13 protein-coding genes and 1 pseudogene are annotated in these 17892 nt (G+C 39.6%); 8 read left to right on the forward strand and 6 right to left on the reverse strand.

The genetic code is table 11. The features are described 5' to 3' along the window. Together IQ247_RS33765 and IQ247_RS25655 are read left to right on the forward strand one after the other, a co-directional pair. A pseudogene (locus IQ247_RS33765) lies at positions 1-66 on the forward strand (IS200/IS605 family transposase); the annotation flags it as partial. Positions 67-540: 474 nt separating this feature from the next. Then, complete coding sequence (locus IQ247_RS25655; protein WP_193924298.1) at positions 541-1002, forward strand: pentapeptide repeat-containing protein; 462 nt, start codon at positions 541-543, stop codon at positions 1000-1002. Positions 1003-1174: 172 nt separating this feature from the next. On the opposite strand, the gene IQ247_RS25660 is transcribed toward IQ247_RS25655, so the two are convergent. Next, a complete protein-coding gene (locus IQ247_RS25660; protein ID WP_193924299.1) occupies positions 1175-2455 on the reverse strand; it encodes an RNA-guided endonuclease InsQ/TnpB family protein in 1281 nt (426 codons plus the stop codon). A gap of 444 nt (positions 2456-2899) precedes the next feature. On the opposite strand from IQ247_RS25660, the gene IQ247_RS25665 reads away from it, so the two are divergent. Further along, positions 2900-3340 carry a CAAD domain-containing protein gene (locus IQ247_RS25665; RefSeq protein ID WP_193924301.1) on the forward strand — a complete coding sequence of 147 codons (441 nt, stop codon included), beginning with the start codon at positions 2900-2902 and terminating at the stop codon, positions 3338-3340. A gap of 198 nt (positions 3341-3538) precedes the next feature. Here the strand turns inward: IQ247_RS25665 and IQ247_RS25670 are convergent, their stop codons facing one another. The 3 genes from IQ247_RS25670 to cpcD/petH all read right to left on the reverse strand — a co-directional run bounded on the left by IQ247_RS25670 (position 3539) and on the right by cpcD/petH (position 7650). Continuing rightward, positions 3539-4690, reverse strand: a complete 1152-nt coding sequence (locus tag IQ247_RS25670) for an S-layer homology domain-containing protein (RefSeq protein WP_193924303.1) — start codon at positions 4688-4690, stop codon at positions 3539-3541. 223 nt (positions 4691-4913) lie between these two features. Further along, complete coding sequence (locus tag IQ247_RS25675; RefSeq protein ID WP_193924315.1) at positions 4914-6230, reverse strand: homoserine dehydrogenase; 1317 nt, start codon at positions 6228-6230, stop codon at positions 4914-4916. A gap of 139 nt (positions 6231-6369) precedes the next feature. Continuing rightward, complete coding sequence (cpcD/petH, locus tag IQ247_RS25680) at positions 6370-7650, reverse strand: bifunctional rod-capping linker CpcD/ferredoxin--NADP reductase PetH (protein WP_193924317.1); 1281 nt, start codon at positions 7648-7650, stop codon at positions 6370-6372. A gap of 1191 nt (positions 7651-8841) precedes the next feature. Between cpcD/petH and IQ247_RS25685 the strand changes: the two genes are divergently transcribed. The 3 genes from IQ247_RS25685 to IQ247_RS25695 all read left to right on the forward strand — a co-directional run bounded on the left by IQ247_RS25685 (position 8842) and on the right by IQ247_RS25695 (position 13606). Further along, positions 8842-9846, forward strand: coding sequence for a phosphoribulokinase (locus IQ247_RS25685; RefSeq protein ID WP_193924304.1), 1005 nt, complete (start codon positions 8842-8844; stop codon positions 9844-9846). Between the two features lie 282 nt (positions 9847-10128). Further along, a complete protein-coding gene (gene metK / locus IQ247_RS25690; protein ID WP_193924306.1) occupies positions 10129-11418 on the forward strand; it encodes a methionine adenosyltransferase in 1290 nt (429 codons plus the stop codon). 469 nt (positions 11419-11887) lie between these two features. Next, positions 11888-13606, forward strand: coding sequence for a sensor histidine kinase (locus IQ247_RS25695; protein WP_193924307.1), 1719 nt, complete (start codon positions 11888-11890; stop codon positions 13604-13606). A 153-nt stretch (positions 13607-13759) separates the two neighbouring features. On the opposite strand, the gene ahcY is transcribed toward IQ247_RS25695, so the two are convergent. Further along, positions 13760-15037 (reverse strand): adenosylhomocysteinase, encoded by a 1278-nt coding sequence (gene ahcY / locus IQ247_RS25700; RefSeq protein ID WP_193924309.1) that lies wholly within the window; start codon positions 15035-15037, stop codon positions 13760-13762. A 277-nt stretch (positions 15038-15314) separates the two neighbouring features. Between ahcY and IQ247_RS25705 the strand changes: the two genes are divergently transcribed. Beyond that, a complete protein-coding gene (locus IQ247_RS25705) occupies positions 15315-16901 on the forward strand; it encodes a mechanosensitive ion channel family protein (RefSeq protein WP_193924311.1) in 1587 nt (528 codons plus the stop codon). Between the two features lie 35 nt (positions 16902-16936). Here the strand turns inward: IQ247_RS25705 and IQ247_RS25710 are convergent, their stop codons facing one another. Next, positions 16937-17230, reverse strand: a complete 294-nt coding sequence (locus IQ247_RS25710; RefSeq protein WP_193924312.1) for a WGxxGxxG family protein — start codon at positions 17228-17230, stop codon at positions 16937-16939. A 377-nt stretch (positions 17231-17607) separates the two neighbouring features. On the opposite strand from IQ247_RS25710, the gene IQ247_RS25715 reads away from it, so the two are divergent. After that, complete coding sequence (locus IQ247_RS25715) at positions 17608-17871, forward strand: hypothetical protein (protein WP_193924314.1); 264 nt, start codon at positions 17608-17610, stop codon at positions 17869-17871. The last annotated feature ends 21 nt before the right edge of the window (positions 17872-17892 follow it).

The raw sequence follows: 17892 nt of genomic DNA on the forward strand, positions 1-17892 counted from the left end.
ACTACAGGCAAAGTATCTTCAGCTATTATCGAAGCGTATATTAATGACCCGCACCATTACAAATGACGAATTAATTGTCAATGGCACGCCTGATAAATCAGGTCGTGTCAGCATTCCGCCCCGACATAAATGACGTATGAGTATCAATTCCTTTAATTCCTTGATACTCATACTTCGGGGCTACCTGCTTCCCGTGTTATTAAGGTGTATTCTCCCTGTATATTTTTATCTGTTTAAATTTCAATCTTAGGTTACGTAAAATCATCATTTTAAGAAAATAAATTATACTTATAAAACGTGATTGTTAACAAAAATTTACATTAATCAATCAAGAATTATCCCGACTCAAAAACGGCTAAAAACCTTGATAATATCAAGTTAAATAAATCAAATAAATCATCTATTCCTCGATTGCCTCAAATGAAAACGATTATCACTGTGAAGCTTTGTCGTTAATCCTTATACTCCACTGATTTAGTGAGATAATATGAGTGTGAGGAAATGAACGGAAGATATTTGATTGCAAAAGGGGAAAATTTTATGATTAACAAACTTGTGGCTACTTTAACTATAACTATAGTGGCTCCCCTGTTTTTCGCTAGCTCTGTTAAAGGAGAAAATCCGCAGGATGTACAAAAGCTGCTTAAAACTGGAGAATGCGTTGCTTGCGACTTGTCAGGAGCAAATCTGCGCGGCTCACATCTAATAGGTGCCGATTTGAGAGGTGCAAATCTTCAGGGAGCAAACCTCGAACACGCAAATCTTGAAGGTGCTGACTTGACTCGTGCAAATCTAGAAGACGCTAAACTAAGTTCAGCTTTCTTAACAAATGTTAATTTCAAGCAAGCGAATTTGAATGATGCTAACTTAACTAACGCTCAAATTTACGACTCCAACGTCTATCAAGCATCGATGGAAGATATTAATATCACCAATGCTGAGATATTCCATACAGGAATTGGTGTTGGTGGAGAAGATTTAGATATTCCGGATTGGGACTAGATCCGTTCAATAAGAAAATGTCGCTAAAAACCCGACTTCTAGCCAATAGAAGATAATCTTCAAAGAAGTCGGGTTTTTCTGCATAAATATCCCTTGCACAAGAAAATTTTGCGAAAACCCGACTTCTAACCAAACTTTTATATTGACATCCTCCCCTACTTAAGCCATCTCGCTATGCGGTTAGGTCTTTGAAGTAGGGGATTCCAACACCTTGCGATGCTGGGTTTCTGCTTCGTCCCGTGCCAACTAGAGCATCGTGACCGATACTCCCCACCGCTTCCAGTCCACAGACATTTTCCACTACCGTCTGCCCGACGGCTGCTATTCCACGATTTCTGATTTCTTGAGAGCTGGCTACATCTCTTGTAGTTTTGTATCCACACTCATTGCAATGGTGAAATCTGATATCTAAAGTTTTCTTACCCGTATGTGTACCACAGTTAGGACAAGTTTGACTTGTACCATCTTTGTTGACCTTGGCAAAATACACATTAAGGCGAAAACACACCCATTCAAGAATACTGACAAACTGACCAAAACCAGCATCAGCACTGTGTTTTGACAGCATTCCTCTTTGCCAACTGACAAAGTTGATATCCTCAACAAATACCATGCCAGCACCATCGCAAAGATGATGGCTTAATTTATAGTGCCAGTCCGATCTTGTGTCAGATATTCGCTGATGTAGCCTAGCTATTTTTTGGTTTAGCTTATGTCGATTATTTGAGCTTTTTTGTTTATTTTTTAACCTGCGTTGTAGCAATTTAAGCTTACGCTGCATGATTTTCAGGAATCGAGGTCGCTTAATCTCTTCACCGTCACTAGTAGCTACAAATTTGTCGTAACCCAAATCTAATCCTCGCGGATGACCGTGAGGCATGGGACTGGGAACATCGACATTTAGCTGTAGAGACAACATGACAAAATAACCAGATGCTTTTCTAACAACCCTTGCTTGCCTGACTTCAAACCCGAATGGAATTGGTCTTGACTGCCTCCATTCAACCCATCCCAATTTAGGGAACTTGATAGCATCATTTCTAATTGGGTCTTTCCCTAGCTGAGGAAAAACAAACGAACGCATCCGATACTTATTTTTGAAGCGTGGAAAACCGAATCCCCTGGCTTTCATATCATCCCATGCTCTATCCAAGGTTCTTAGTACCTGTTGTAGAACCTGAGAATGAACTGTTTTTAGTTTAGGATATTGGTTCTTAGCTTCTGTTAGCTGTTTGGCTTGCTTATGATAGTTAGGAAAAGGTTCCGAAGCTGAAATGATGTACTCAGATTGAATCGAACAAGCATTAACAGATGACTTACGAGAGTTACACCAATCTTTACGCTGACGAAGCGCAAAATTCCAAACAGAACGACATACATCTAGCGTTTGCTCAATGGTGGCAATCTGTTCGGCTGTTGGTTGTAACTTGTATTCGTAGGTGATTGTCAGCATCAAAACATTATAACTTACATGAGCTATAATGTTGTGTAAAGTTTTAATGTATTTGCTTATCTCATCCCCATCGAGGGGAATCGATAAGCTTGAGGGAGTCCATGTATCGCCGCCCTATAACATCGTTTTCTGAACGAACACTCGTTATTGAGGACGGAGTTTTATAGCTCCCTCAAACTCCCTCACATGATAAGATTTGATAAAAATTAAAAATTCAGCAGGTTTTTGCATAATCTGTAGTTAAATGGCTATGATTATTAGCAACTTGCACATTCAGGATACAATTTGGTCTTGGGAATTCTAGTTGCTCTAACTGAGAACTTGTTCATTCCGAGAAATAATCAATCCTGCTCGCTTCTAGCTGATAACTGCTTTGAATAACTTTCAACCTCAGAGTTGATCGAGTAGCAGTTCCTAGAAGAATCAAAAACAAGTCCTACCATCATGGAAGCCACAATGCAAGAACCGGAAATCGTGGAAACTCAAACTTCAGAGGCAAAAGTCCCAGAAATGAACAATCCTACTGGAACTATAACTAAAATACAGCCTTCCACCCAGTCTCAAGAGCAATGGCTAAAATACGGAGAGCAACTTTCTGGTTTTTTAGCCACATTGCCGGATTATGCGGGAACCTTCTTTAATAAATATAAGCAGCCATTGATTTACTTTGGTATAGCTTTAGGTGCATTAATCGCAGTTAGAGTAGTGCTAGCTGTCTTGGATGCATTGAACGATATTCCTTTAGTAGCCCCAACCTTTGAATTAATTGGTATTGGCTATTCTGCTTGGTTTATTTACCGCTACCTACTCAAAGCCTCCACTCGTAATGAGTTGACTAGTGAAATAACAACCCTCAAATCACAAGTAGTAGGCAAAAATGCTTAAAAATGCCTAAGACTTGAGGGATATATTTATCTACGTCATGTAGGTAGATTTATTGCACGTTGGCGCAGCCTGCCCGCAGGGCTTACATCTTGCCCGTAATTCCCAATAATTTGATTATGTACAGAAGCGGACAAGTATTATTAATATATTAATAAATAATTTATCAATAATACTTATCCGTTTTTAATTTAAGTATTACTACTGTTGACCCACCACATATTTTGATTTTATAGATGGCAGTTTACCTGTTTTCACTAAGGCTTGATGAATCATTGTTGCGACCTCTGCACGGGTGGCTTCTTGATTCGGCTTGAATAAAGCAGGGTCTGGATGATTAACAACAAGATTATTCGCTGTAGCAATTGCAACTTTTTCCCTTGCCCACTGAGGAATTTGGTCGGCATCTTTGTAGACGCTTAAAACTTGGTCTGGGGAAGCGGGAGTTTTTAAATTAAGTCCAGTCACAAGAGACACAATAACCTGTACTCTGGGAATCTTCTGTTCGGGGTTAAAAGAATTATCGGGATATCCAGTCATGAATTGAGTGCCGACAGCTTGTTTAATCGCTGGTTCTGCCCAAAAGTTTTCTGGTATATCTTTAAATACTTTTTGGTTGTTACTAACGTCAGTTTGAAATGCTTTTCCAATTATGGAAGCAAACTCAGCACGGTTTACAGGCTGTTGTGGTCTATAGGTAAAATCTGGATAACCTTCGATAAATTTCCGTGATGAAAGTTCGTTTATAAAACGATTTGCCCAAAAATCAGCAGGTACATCTGTAAAAGCGATGGGTGGGGGAATTGTCGGCGGTAATTTTGTCGCTTTGGCTTCAAAGCTAGGTGTTACTGTTGCTATTGGTGTTGCTGTTGGTTTACTAACCGCTACTGGTGTATTGGTAGCTTTGGGTTGTGCATCAACTTTATTAGATGTATTGCCCGAAGATTGGATACCAGGTACTACTTGGTCTAAATCGGGAGGTAATTTTGTTGCAGGTGGTGCTACTAATAATGGTGGTATTACGGTGTCAACTGTTTCTCTTTCTAATAAAACTGGATTTTTTTGGGTTGGTGTAGTCTCACTAACAAGTTGACGAGACTTAGGAATGTTGTTGGGTTCCGGGGAAGGTACTAACAACTTAGTTAAATTATCATTGGTACTAGATTGTACATTGTCACTAGCAGGAGCTTGTGAAAACAAGTTGCCAAAGTTCCAATTAGAATCTTTTCGGGAAAGCGACCAAAAAAGAATTGTACCGATAGTTAAGAAGGCAACTAGTATACCTATAAAATCGTCAAATCCCAAGTCATTGTCTGAAGATGACTGAGGATCTATTGGTGACTTGTTAGTCATCGTGATAATTACCCTGTTGGTATTAGAATTTGCATCTAACAAGATTAAGCCATAGACTACCCCTATTAACTAGTTTTTTCAAGACAAATATTATTTTTTAAGAATAGCGAATAGGGAATAGGGGACAGGGAATTGGTAATAATAACTAATCATCCGGACTTGATATAATTCCTAACTCCCAACTCCTAACTCCTAACTCCCAACTCCCAACTCCTAACTCCTTTTAAAGTACTCGCAACAAACTAGGAATACTATCAACTGCTTCAAGGTTGCGAATTTCATCTAGGGCTTTGTGAAAATTACCTTCAGTGACATCATGGGTAACCACTACAATTTCCGCGAGTTTTTCTTGAAAACCAGTTTGAACAACTGATTCTAAGCTGACTCCACATTTCCCGAAACAAGTACCTAGTTTACCGATTACTCCTGGCTGGTCTTTTGTCAGGAAACGCGCATAAAATCGAGTAATAAGTTCTTCACTAGGAGCTAACTGACAATATTGTTGATGAAAACTAGCTAATAATGGGTCTAAATTAGGAATTTTATATTTTGAATTTTCAATCTTTGATTCAGGTAAACTTATAAGTTGAGAAACAAGATTTAAAATATCTGATGATACGGCGGAGGCTGTAGCACCCGCACCTGCACCTGGTCCGAAAAACATCACTTGTCCAATGGGTTCTCCTTCTACAAGGATTGCATTATTAACGCCATTGATGCTTGCTAAAGGATGTCCCAAGGGTACTAAAGTCGGATGAACTCTCACAGATACGGATAATTTATCAATTTTTTTGGCGATCGCCAACAATTTGATCACAAATCCCAGCTTTTGGGCATAGCTAATGTCAGTTTTGCTTACCTGCCGAATACCTTCACAATAAACATCTTCTCTTTTAATGCCCCCATCAAAAGCTATAGATGCTAATATGGCTATTTTATCGGCAGCGTCTAAACCTTCTACATCAGCGGTGGGGTCTGCTTCTGCATAACCCAAATTCTGTGCATCAGCGAGTACCGAGTCAAAACTACTACCTTCGCTCTGCATCCGGGTCAAGATGTAGTTGGTCGTACCGTTAATAATACCAGTAACTGCTTGGATACGGTTGACGCTCAAAGATTGCTTTAATGGTTGAATTACCGGAATCCCTCCACCCACGGATGCTTCGAGCATTACATATACTCCGGCTTGATTAGCGGCTGTATATATTTCTTCACCGAAGCGGGAAATAACTGCTTTATTGGCAGTGACAACGTGTTTCCCGTTGCGGATGGCTTTGAGTATCAGTTCTCTGGCTGGCTCCAATCCACCCATCACTTCTACGACAATATCTATCTCTGGGTCGTTGACAATCGCCTCTAAATCTGTATTGATAACTCCTGGCGGCAATTTTACTTCACGAGGTTTGTCTGGCGATCGCACTCCGACGCGATATATTTCAATTTCTTCTAATAAAGGATGACGACCATCGCTATCTAATAACAATTGCACTGTACCGCATCCGACAGTGCCTAATCCCAGGATTCCCAGTTTAAAACCCACCTTATTTGCACCCAACTCCACTAAATAATATAGGTAGGGCAATATACCCTACCTAAAGTTTACTTTGTCAAAAGTCAGCACTCAGCAGTACACCGCCGTTGCAAGCCTACGCTAACCGGCGTTCCGGTCAATCTGAGATTTAGTAAGTTTCAACGTTCCAACGATGTGCTTTTTTGAGTTGCTTTTGGTAATCGCTCCAGTCTACACCATCTTTAGCAGCAGCAGCGGAAAGGGCGGCATCAATACCGTCTTCCATACCCTTCAAACCGCAAATGTAGGTATAAGTTTTTTCGTCCTTAACCATTTTCCATAATTCCTCAGCGTACTCCTCGCAACGGTGCTGGATGTACATTCTGCCGCCTTCTTGATTTTTTTGTTCGCGGCTGATAGCGTAAGTTAAACGGAAGTTATCGGGATACTTAGATTGTATTTCTTCTAACTCTTCTTTATAAAGAATGTTGGGAGTTGTAGGAATACCAAATATCAACCAAGCAAAACCCTTGAACTGATAGTCTGTATTTATTTTCCTTTCTTCATCCTTGAACATCCGCCACAAATAAGCACGGAAAGGAGCAATACCCGTTCCAGTTCCCATCATAATGATGTTGGCTTCCGGGTCATCGGGTAATAACATCTCTTTACCCACAGGACCAGTGATTTGAACATCTGCTCCAGGCTCAAGACCAGTTAAGTAAGTTGAGCAAACACCGTAAACTGTTTCACCTGTCTCCGGATGCTTATACTCTAATTGGCGAACGCACAATGATACAGTTTTATCATCTAAATCATCACCATGTTGAGTTGAAGCGATGGAGTAAAGTCTGAGTTTCTCTGGTTTACCATTCTTGTCTACTCCCGGTGGAATAATACCGATACTTTGACCTTCTAAATAACGTAAATCTCCGCCGGAAAGGTCAAACTTGAGGTGACGAACGGTACCAATTCCGCCTTCGCCGACCAATTCTTCATTAGACAAACATTTACCGACAAAAGGATCTTTGGGTCGATAAATATTTACGGGAACGTCACCGTGTTTCTTGCTTTTCGCTTCAGTCATGGTGTTGCCTTTTTTATCCTTCTTTCTAGACTCTTTATCCGTTGCATTACTTGCAACAGATGTGGCTTCAACATCCCCTTTGCTAACACCGTTGACACCATTTGAAGCAAGATTGCCGTTAAGCTGCTCCAAAGTGGCCATTGATTGAATGCTTACAATTTTGCCGCCTAGACGAGAGATACGCCGCATTTCTTGATTCATGCGGTTGTAAGGCACTCTGATGAATACACTGCCACTTTGACGAATTTGGTAGTTTGTTTTATCAGTTTCTTCGCTCTGACGTAAACCTACTACTTCATATAAAAAAACGCGGCTACCTGATTCACTGTTAGCAGTACTTTCAACAGCACCTTGATAATACATTTTTTCTACCACTCCGATTGATTACTTAACCATGTATCAAAAAAAATCTTTTCCCAAATCATCATCAATTAGTAAAGCCGAATTTCGGTATACTAAAAAGCCATGATGCGAGAAAGTGGAATAAACATACCCACCAGTATTACTGCTCAAACTCACCTTAGTTAGCGCGGGATTAGTTAAAGACACACCTGTTCACCTTCTAAGGTAAATGATAAGTTCTTCGCAGAATGTTAATAATGAATCAATTTAATTTTTTTTTTGTCAAATTTGACCTCCTTATACGGAAGATAGCTTGCATTTACCAGGGTTCGGCAAACCATCACCGCCGAGGTCTATCAATGATATTGATAATAATTCACAAAAGGAAAATATTTTCCTTGTTCGCAAGACTTCTTCCACTTTTTTAGATCAGGCTATTCACCGTTCTAATTGCTTATGACAAGAATGTTCTTAGCTAAATTGCTCAGAACACTTATAGCTACAATTTTTATTCGCAAAAGGTATTAGCAATGGCGATATACCGTTTGTAGCTATACTTTATCGGCAATTAAAGGTGATATAAGCAACTATAATCAGTTTTACGTGATGTGAAACATCTGTCAACCTTAATAAAGGCGTTTTAAAAACTCAACAAAAAACTCACAAGGAAGATTTTTTTACTGTGTAATACATAAGCAAGGTAATTATGTAGTTTGGTATACATTGTTTGTTATTTGACGATTATTTTGATACCATTATCCTAATAGGGGTTGTAGGATTGGCAATTGAAAAATTTATACAATTATTTTTTAATTAAGAAGTAGACAAGTAGTTTGAATAAAATGTGTAAATTATCACAATAGTTTTTCCAACAAAAAATGAAATAAAACAATTTTTTAATTAGTAATTGGATATTTGTAATTCTAGATAGCCCACAGAAGAGTATTTTTCAGGGGTAAAACTTGTATATGATACCTCCGTTCTGTTACAATCCCAAGTATTGCTAGGACTAAATACTTACAGCACGAATCTCGACTAACAAGGCGGGGATCAAGTAATAAGAGCTATTAGTTACCCGTTTAGGCTCGTGAACTATTGCTGTGCAGCAACGACCCAGGGCGACCTATAGGGAACTCCTGACCTAGGATAAAACTGTCTGTGTAAAAAAAAATATTGATTCAGTCATCTTTAGAAACTAATTAGAGGGAATTTATGACAAGTAAGCCGGATCGCATTGTAATGATTGGAGTTGCTGGAGACTCCGGATGCGGTAAATCGACATTTTTACGTCGCTTAATCGATTTGTTTGGTGAAGAATTTATGACCGTTATCTGTTTAGATGACTATCATAGTTTAGACCGTAAGCAACGTAAGCAAACAGGGATAACAGCGCTAGATCCAAGAGCAAATAATTTTGACTTAATGTATGAGCAAATGAAAGCTCTTAAAGATGGTCAAGCGATTGATAAACCGATATATAACCATGAAACCGGCGAAATAGACCCCCCCGAAAGAATAGAACCAAATCATATTATTGTAATAGAAGGATTGCATCCTTTATATGATGAGCGGGTGCGTTCTTTGCTTGACTTCAGTGTCTATTTAGATATCGGCGATGAAGTTAAAATTGCTTGGAAAATCCAACGGGATATGGCAGAAAGAGGACACAATTACGAAGATGTGTTGGCTGCGATAAATTCTCGCAAACCTGACTTTCAAAACTACATTGAACCGCAAAGAGAATTTGCTGATGTGGTACTTCAGGTGTTACCAACCAACCTGATTAAAGACGATAAAGAACGTAAAGTGCTTAGAGTCCGGATGTTGCAACGTGAAGATAAGGAAGGTTTTGAACCAGCTTATCTGTTTGATGAAGGTTCAACAATTCAATGGACTCCTTGTGGACGTAAGCTGACTTGTTCTTACCCTGGTATGCAAATGTACTATGGCTCGGATGTATATTACGGTCGTTATGTCTCCGTATTAGAGGTTGATGGTCAATTTGATAACCTTGATGAAGTTATTTATATTGAGACGCATTTGAGCAACACATCTACTAAATATCAAGGAGAGATGACTCATTTGCTGCTTCAGCACCGCGAATATCCTGGTTCTAATAACGGAACGGGTTTATTCCAAGTATTGACTGGTTTAAAAATGCGTGCTGCTTATGAACGCTTAACCCAGAAAGAAGCGAAAATGGCTGTTGAAGTTTAGTAATCGGTCTGAAAAAGTTTTGACCATTTTTGAAAACCATAATTATTTTTACCGGGACATCTATGTGGTGTCCCTTTTTTAACAAAAAAAATTAGCGCAAATTAACTCATTTAGCAAAAAAAACAGATATTTTCAAGTTAGTTACGATAACTATCAACATTTAAAAAGTTAATATAATACTGATTATTAGCTGCAAAAATGTTGGTATGATTGCAGGTTAAGTGACTTAATAAAATGCCAGCATGAATTAAGTCTAAATACTCTAAAAGGGAGGAATTTAATTTGACTCGTCGCTATCTATTTACTTCCGAGTCAGTGACCGAAGGTCATCCAGATAAAATCTGCGACCAGATTTCTGATACCATTTTGGATGCTTTGCTCGAACAAGATTCCACAAGCCGCGTGGCTGCGGAAGTAGTGGTTAATACAGGTTTGGTGCTGATTACTGGGGAAATTACCAGTAAAGCAAACGTCAATTACATGGATCTCGCTAGAAAGAAAATAGCTGAGATTGGTTATACCGATGCTGTGAATGGTTTCTCTTCCAATAGTTGCTCGATTTTAGTCGCTTTGGACGAACAATCAGCAGATATTGCTCAAGGGGTTAATACTGCTCACGAAACCCGTCAAGAGGATAGCGAAGAACAATTCGATAAAATTGGCGCTGGTGACCAAGGCATCATGTTTGGTTTCGCTTGTAACGAAACTCCCGAATTGATGCCTTTACCCATCAGTCTTGCTCATCGTATTGCTCGCAGACTCGCAGTAGTTCGTAAAACTGGTGTATTACCTTATCTACGTCCTGATGGCAAAACTCAGGTAAGTATCGTTTACGAAGACGGCAAACCTGTAGGTATTGATACCATCCTTATTTCTACCCAGCACACGCCTGCTATTGGTGAAATTACTGATGAAGCAGCAGTGCAAGCAAAAATCAAACAAGATTTGTGGGATAGCGTAGTTGAAGCTGTATTTGGTGATATTGACATTAAGCCCTCGGAGCAAACCCGCTTTTTAGTTAACCCTACCGGCAAATTTGTGATTGGTGGACCCCAAGGAGACTCAGGTCTTACCGGACGTAAAATTATTGTCGATACTTATGGTGGTTATTCTAGACATGGTGGCGGAGCTTTTTCCGGAAAAGACCCCACGAAGGTAGACCGCAGCGCCGCTTATGCTTGTCGCTATGTGGCGAAAAACATTGTTGCTGCTGGTTTAGCAGAGAAATGTGAAGTGCAATTGAGTTATGCCATTGGTGTCGCAAGACCTGTGAGCATAATGATCGAAACTTTCGGTACTGGTAAAGTTGATGAGCAAACTTTGCTCGAATTAGTTCAAAAGCATTTTGAACTGCGCCCTGCGGGTATTATTCATGCCTTCAATTTGCGTAAATTGTCAAATGAACGAGGCGGACGTTTTTACCAGGACATCGCGGCTTACGGTCATTTTGGACGTACTGATTTAGATTTACCTTGGGAAAATACTGATAAAGCTCAGATATTAAAACAAGAAATAGCCGAATTGAATTCGGTAGCAATACCAAATTCTACTAAAGCTTTGAGTCTTTCCTAAATGAAGATTGCCCCGTTTTTCATGAACGGGTAGCTGTTTTCTCAACAGAAAGACGCAATCAAACATTTTCAACTTACATAGAAAGTGAGGAGCAAACTTGGGGTTTGTAATCCCTCACTTTTTTTTGGTATGATATTTGGTTAATTATAAATAATCAGTTCGTTTACAATGAGTTCGTTTACACACCTCCAGGCACCTGGACTAAAAACCGGGTTTATTGCAAATATCTCAGTCTCAAAACCTTAAGGAAACCAAAACGAATAAAATAAACCCTTAGTAACAAGCAAATATGTTAAGTTTTAACACTTAATTCCTTGAATACTATAAAGCTCGTGCAAAGTATCTAGCGATTAGACTTTTGTAACTGTTATAAAAGAAGATGATAATAAATGTTGATTAATATATTGATTTAATTTCACCGCCTTGACTAATGTATAAATTGTGGCGGGAGGGTAAGGAGATTTGACGAATGCGAACTCAAAAGCCAACCGCAGGTAACAGCAGTTCACGAAGTAAAGAAGTGTCAGAAGATGTACCCTCAAATGATGAACTGCCTACTTTAGAATTTCCTTCAAGCGGGAAACTTAAGGCTAGTTCTAGACGCATTCATCAAAAAATTGGCTGTGGATATTTTGTGGCGATCGCCATTGGTTTTTTTGGATCGCTTGTTGGGTTAGCAATTGCCAATTACTATCGGGCCCGAGAGATCAGACAGTTTAATCATGCTCAATATCAAACGCAAATGCTCGCAGATTATAAAGATGCTTTAACTGAAGCACAATTGCACAGTTATAGTTTGGCTGCACTGGTAGAAGAGCCTGAACAACTTTCTCGTAAAAAAGCTGAATTTTCCAGAAGTATTGACCAAGTTAAAGATGTTGAAGTAAAAATTTCCGAATTTATTTACAGTAAACCTGCAAGATTAGCCGCTACTGAAGCGACTCTTCAAGCATTATTGCGCGACTACGAAATGAATTTGGAGTCTTACACGCAACAATTAGACTCAATAATCAGCCAACTGCAAGAGCAATCCGAATCCCCACAACTAATTGCCCTTCAACAACAATTACTTCAACTGACACGTTCTCAAACAGCTATCCGCTTAGAACAATTGAATCATACACTAAGTAATATTCTTCAAAGCGCCCAAACACAAGAGGCTCAAAGAGCAAAAAACTTAGAATTTTCTAAAGGAATTGAAAGAACAATCACGATCGCGAGTATGTTACTTTCAGTGGCGATCGCCGTTGTGGTGGCTTGGCGAACTTCCCGCGCTATAGCTGAACCAGTGGTTGTGGTAACTCAAGTAGCCGAACAAGTCGCTCTCAAATCTAATTTTAATTTACGCGCTCCAGTTACAACGGAAGACGAAATTGGTCTACTAGCAAAATCACTGAATAGACTAATTGAAAGAGTATCAGAAAGAACTAAGGAATTAGAAAAAGCGAAAGAATTAGCAGAAGCCGCTAGTAAAGCAAAAAGTCAATTCTTGGCAAACGTGAGCCACGAATTACGCACGCCTTTGAATGCCATAATTGGTTTAAGTCAACTTTTGCAAGAAGATGCTGCCGATTTAGGTGTAACGGGAGACTTTGCTGTTGATTTAGAAACAATTAATACCGCAGGGAAACATTTACTAGAACTAATTAACGACATTCTTGACTTATCCAAAATTGAAGCCGGGAAAATGACTCTTTATCCAGAGACATTTGAGGTAGTATCACTGATCAACAATCTGGTTCTTACAATCAAGCCAACTGTAGAGAAAAATGGCAGCATATTAGAAATTGATTGCGATGGAGAACTCGGTACAATGTATGCCGATCAAACAAGAGTACGACAGGTGTTATTAAATTTATTAAGCAATGCCGCAAAATTTACTACTAATGGTAAAGTAATGCTGAAAATTAGACGGCAAAAAGATTTTATAGCTGGTATCCCCAGGGAAATCATTACTTTTATCGTTAAAGATAGCGGAATAGGAATGTCCGAACCTCAACTAAAACAATTATTTAAACCATTTACACAAGGTGATGCTTCTACTACTAAAAAGTATGGTGGAACTGGCTTAGGATTAGCGATTACTCGGCATTTTTGTCAGATGATGGGTGGTCAAATTCACGTACAAAGTGAGTGGGGAGTAGGTTCTACTTTTACCATTGAGTTACCAGTAATCAGCGAATATTAGTCTTTAGTCTAAGTAAAGAGAGTAGGAAGTAGGCAGTAGGCGACTAATTTTATCCCTCTAGTAAACTGAGTAACAAAAAACGGGCATTGTAGCCCGTTCCATATGTAAATAAATTGGATTGCGATTTAATCCCAACTCGGAATTAAATTAAAATTAGGTTCCAGAAGTCCAGGAATTCATGTACTCAATTTGAGCAGAAGTTAGAGTATCAATTTTGATTCCCATGGCTTCCAACTTCAAGCGAGCAATTTCCTTGTCCACTTCTTCGGGAATAGAATACAAACCGGGTTCGAGCTTACCTTTGTTTTTCGCGAGGTATTCGCAACCCAAAGCTTGGTTTGCAAAACTCATGTCCATTACAGCGCTGGGGTGTCCTTCCGCTGCTGAAAGGTTGATCAAACGTCCTTCACCGAGGACAACAACCGATTTGCCACTGGGCAACTTATACTCTTGAGTGAAAGGACGAACATCCTTGACATCAGTCGCTTTAGCACCCAAGGATTTGAGGTCAATTTCAATGTCGAAGTGACCGGAGTTACAAACAATCGCACCGTCTTTCATGACATCGAAGTGTTCGGGACGAATTACGTGCTTGTTACCAGTTACAGTGATGAACAAATCACCCTGGGGTGCAGCTTCTGCCATTGGTAGGACGCGGAAACCATCCATTACTGCTTCAATAGCTCTGATGGGGTCAATTTCAGTAACGATGACATTACCACCCATACCTCTAGCACGGAGCGCACAGCCTTTACCGCACCAACCGTAACCAGCAACCACAATGCACTTACCAGCTAATAGAATGTTGGTAGCGCGGATAATTCCATCGAGAGTTGATTGTCCGGTACCGTAGCGGTTATCGAAGAAATGCTTGGTGTCAGCATCGTTGACATTCATCGCCGGGAATGTTAATACGCCATCATTTAACATGGCACGCAAACGCACAATTCCGGTTGTGGTTTCTTCTGTGGTACCGATAATATCGGAAAGTTGATGTTGACGCTCTTTAACTAAAGTCGCAACTACATCAGAACCGTCATCAATGATAATGTTGGGACGATGATCTAAAGCGATTTGAACGTGACGCTCATAGGTTGCATTATCTTCACCCTTGATGGCAAAGACGGGGATTTCGTGGTCTGCGACTAGACTTGCAGCTACATCATCTTGAGTTGATAAAGGATTGCTAGCAATCAGCAGTGCATCTGCACCACCTGCTTTCAGCGCGATCGCCAAATGTGCTGTTTCTGTAGTGATGTGAGAACAAGCGACTAAACGAAGTCCAGCAAAAGGCTTTTCTTGAGCAAAGCGATCGCGAACTTGTCGGAGAACAGGCATTTCGCGTCCAGCCCATTCAATACGTTGTCTTCCCAAAGCAGCTAAGCCGAGGTCTTTAACCTCGTGCTTTAATCTGGGAGTTGTTGCAGTCATTAAATAGTCCTCTTTTGAATAAGAATTTTGCGTCTAACTAAACGCACTTTACTAGATTAAACCAAGTCTGGCAAACAAGGAGGATGATTTGCATTCAGTTTGAAAATATTATAAGTCTTTTTACTAATTTATAATTCGTATTTATGTCTTACATGAGACAAACTTATACCAAGTAATTTAAAACTCACCTATCGATAGGTATATTTACAAGAATTATTTGTCAAAATTGATTTCAGTTAACTATAAAAAAAGGAGATATTGATTGCGCTATCGATTTATGATTATCGCTTTATGTTCCATACTGATAACTGTTGGGGTAAGCAGTGAGGTGGGGATGGCGCAAATTCCCTTTTTACCTCAACTACAACTACAACCACCTTCGTGGGATATTGGAGACTCAGAAAATCAAATTGCTAATGGTTGGGTTTACTTAGATGGCCGGCGTTTATTTCAAATAACTGCTTCCAGAGCCACTATTCAAGAGCGTTTGCGAGATATAAATCAAAATATAGCTGCAATTAGTCAAAATTACTTTCGCTCAAATGATGACAAACTTAATGTTGAGGTGCGGACTCGAAACGAATTACCAGTAATTTATGTCAACGACCAATATCTTTTAACTGTTACTCCAGAAGATGCAAAATTACGACAGCTCGAACCTCAAATTTTGGCTGAGAATCTGCAACGAGATATTGAAGAGAGTTTGAGGCAAGGTAAAGTAGAGCGACAACCTGAGTTTCTTATTAATCAAAGCAAAATAGCTGTGGCTATTGCTGGGGGAATGATGCTCATGAGTTGGGGAGTTAAGCGCTTTTCACGGCGTTCCAAGCGAAATTTTATGTTAAAGCCGCCTCCTGCTGATACACGAGTCGCTAAACCCATTACCACACAATTGAGTCATCAGCAAAATCGCCATATTTTAGAAGTCAAGCGACGACTGTTTCAGCTAACTCAGGCTGCTATCTGGACTGGCGGAACTTTAATGATACTGAGTTTATTTCCTTACACACGACCAATTGAAGCCGGGATTATCACACTCTTGCGGATTCCTTTCAGATTAGGTATTGTGGCAGTGGGAACTTATGTGGCTATTCGCCTCACCTATGTGTTAATTGACCGTTTTACCTCTGCTTTTGTCCGAAGTAGTGCTTTGTTAACTCCAGAGACTTCAGCCCGATTGCAACTAAGAGTTTCTACTTTCTCTGGTGTATCAAAAAGTATTACTGCATTGATATTCGCAGCAGTTGGCATTTTAGTGGCTCTGACGGCTTTAGGAATAGATATCATTCCCTTGTTAGCTGGTGCAAGTTTAGTTGGTGTAGCACTTTCATTGGCTTCTCAAAGCTTAATTAAAGATGCCATCAACGGCTTTTTAATTATTGTAGAAGACCAGTACGCTTTGGGTGATGTAATTACAGTGGGTGATGTGGGGGGATTGGTAGAAAATCTCAACTTGCGGATAACCCAGTTACGCGATGCAGAAGGACGCTTGATTACAATTCCCAACAGTGAAATAAAAATAGTTGCCAACCTTTCGAGTCGCTGGTCTCGTGCTGACCTAACTGTTCCCATCGCTTATCAAGCAGATATTGACCAAGCTTTGGAACTAATTGAAACTGTTGGTTTAGAAATGGATCGAGATGCCAGATGGGATAATCAAATTATTGAACCACCTGAAGTTTTAGGAATCGATAACTTTGGCGATCGCGGTTTGATAATACGTGTTTGGATTAAAACCCAACCCCTCAAACAATGGGATGTAGCTAGAGAATTCCGTCGTCGTCTTAAAGTCGCTTTTGATAAAGCCGGAATTTCCATTCCTGTACTACAACAATCGGTTTGGGTAAATTCAGTTAACGGTTAATGGTTAACCGTTAACTGTGATTGTTGATTGATAATTTAATATCTGGTAGTCGTTCCTGTAGTATCATTTCCTCTAACATTTGGGTCGCGATAAGCTACTGTGTCATTACGTTTATTGCGACCTGTTAATCCTGCTAACCCAAGCAAGCCTAACAAACCTAACCATCCCCAATCAAAGCTGTCATTATCTTCTCTAACGATGGTCGTTCCAGTGGTATCTGGATCTAAATTTCCTGTTTGAGCAGAAGCAGGAAGCGATAAAGGTAAAGTGGCTAAACTAACAGCGAAAGCACTACTAAAGAGAGTTTTAGATAAATTGGTAAGCTTCATGGTAATTTTCCTTACTAGTTTCGACAATTAAAACAATGGTTTTGACGAGTATTAACTAGTCCAAGGACTGGGGATTAAAATTCACTCTAAGCATTTTTAATCGCGTCAGCCACAACCCAAGGAGTATTAGTAAACACAATAGATGTTACCGCTTTGTCTTTACTCTCACTGTAGGAATAAACTCATCTCATCCCTCAGCAACAAATATCAAGAAGTCGGTTTTTTGGCTTAAATATCTTTACCACAACACAACCTTTATAAAAACCCGACTTTTCAGGGTACTCCTCAAGAAATATTGATATTTTAGTACAAATCTACTATAATCGAACAAAGCGACTCAATAGAAGTCTTTGAGAAGATAAGCAAAAATTTGTCCTATGGTTAAACACTTTATTCTCAGTATCAACCCTACAGCTAAGCACGAATGGGATAGATGTATTTTGCGTGACGTGCTTAGTTCTAAGCGTCCCGATATTGCAAAATTAATTGCTGAAGCTGTCGATGCTGATGGGGGTAATTATTTGATCAGCGTAAATATTGATGTAGAAGTTTTGCAGCAAGAAAAAGTACCACTAGCGGAACAGTTACAGTTAACATTTCCCGAAGTATCACAAAAGCCTCAGTTGCGAGAAGCAGCATGACAGGGGGATGGGGAGATGGGG

It is taken from the genome of Plectonema cf. radiosum LEGE 06105, assembly GCF_015207665.1.
Taxonomy (GTDB): Bacteria; Cyanobacteriota; Cyanobacteriia; order Cyanobacteriales; family Nostocaceae; genus Rivularia; species Rivularia radiosa_A.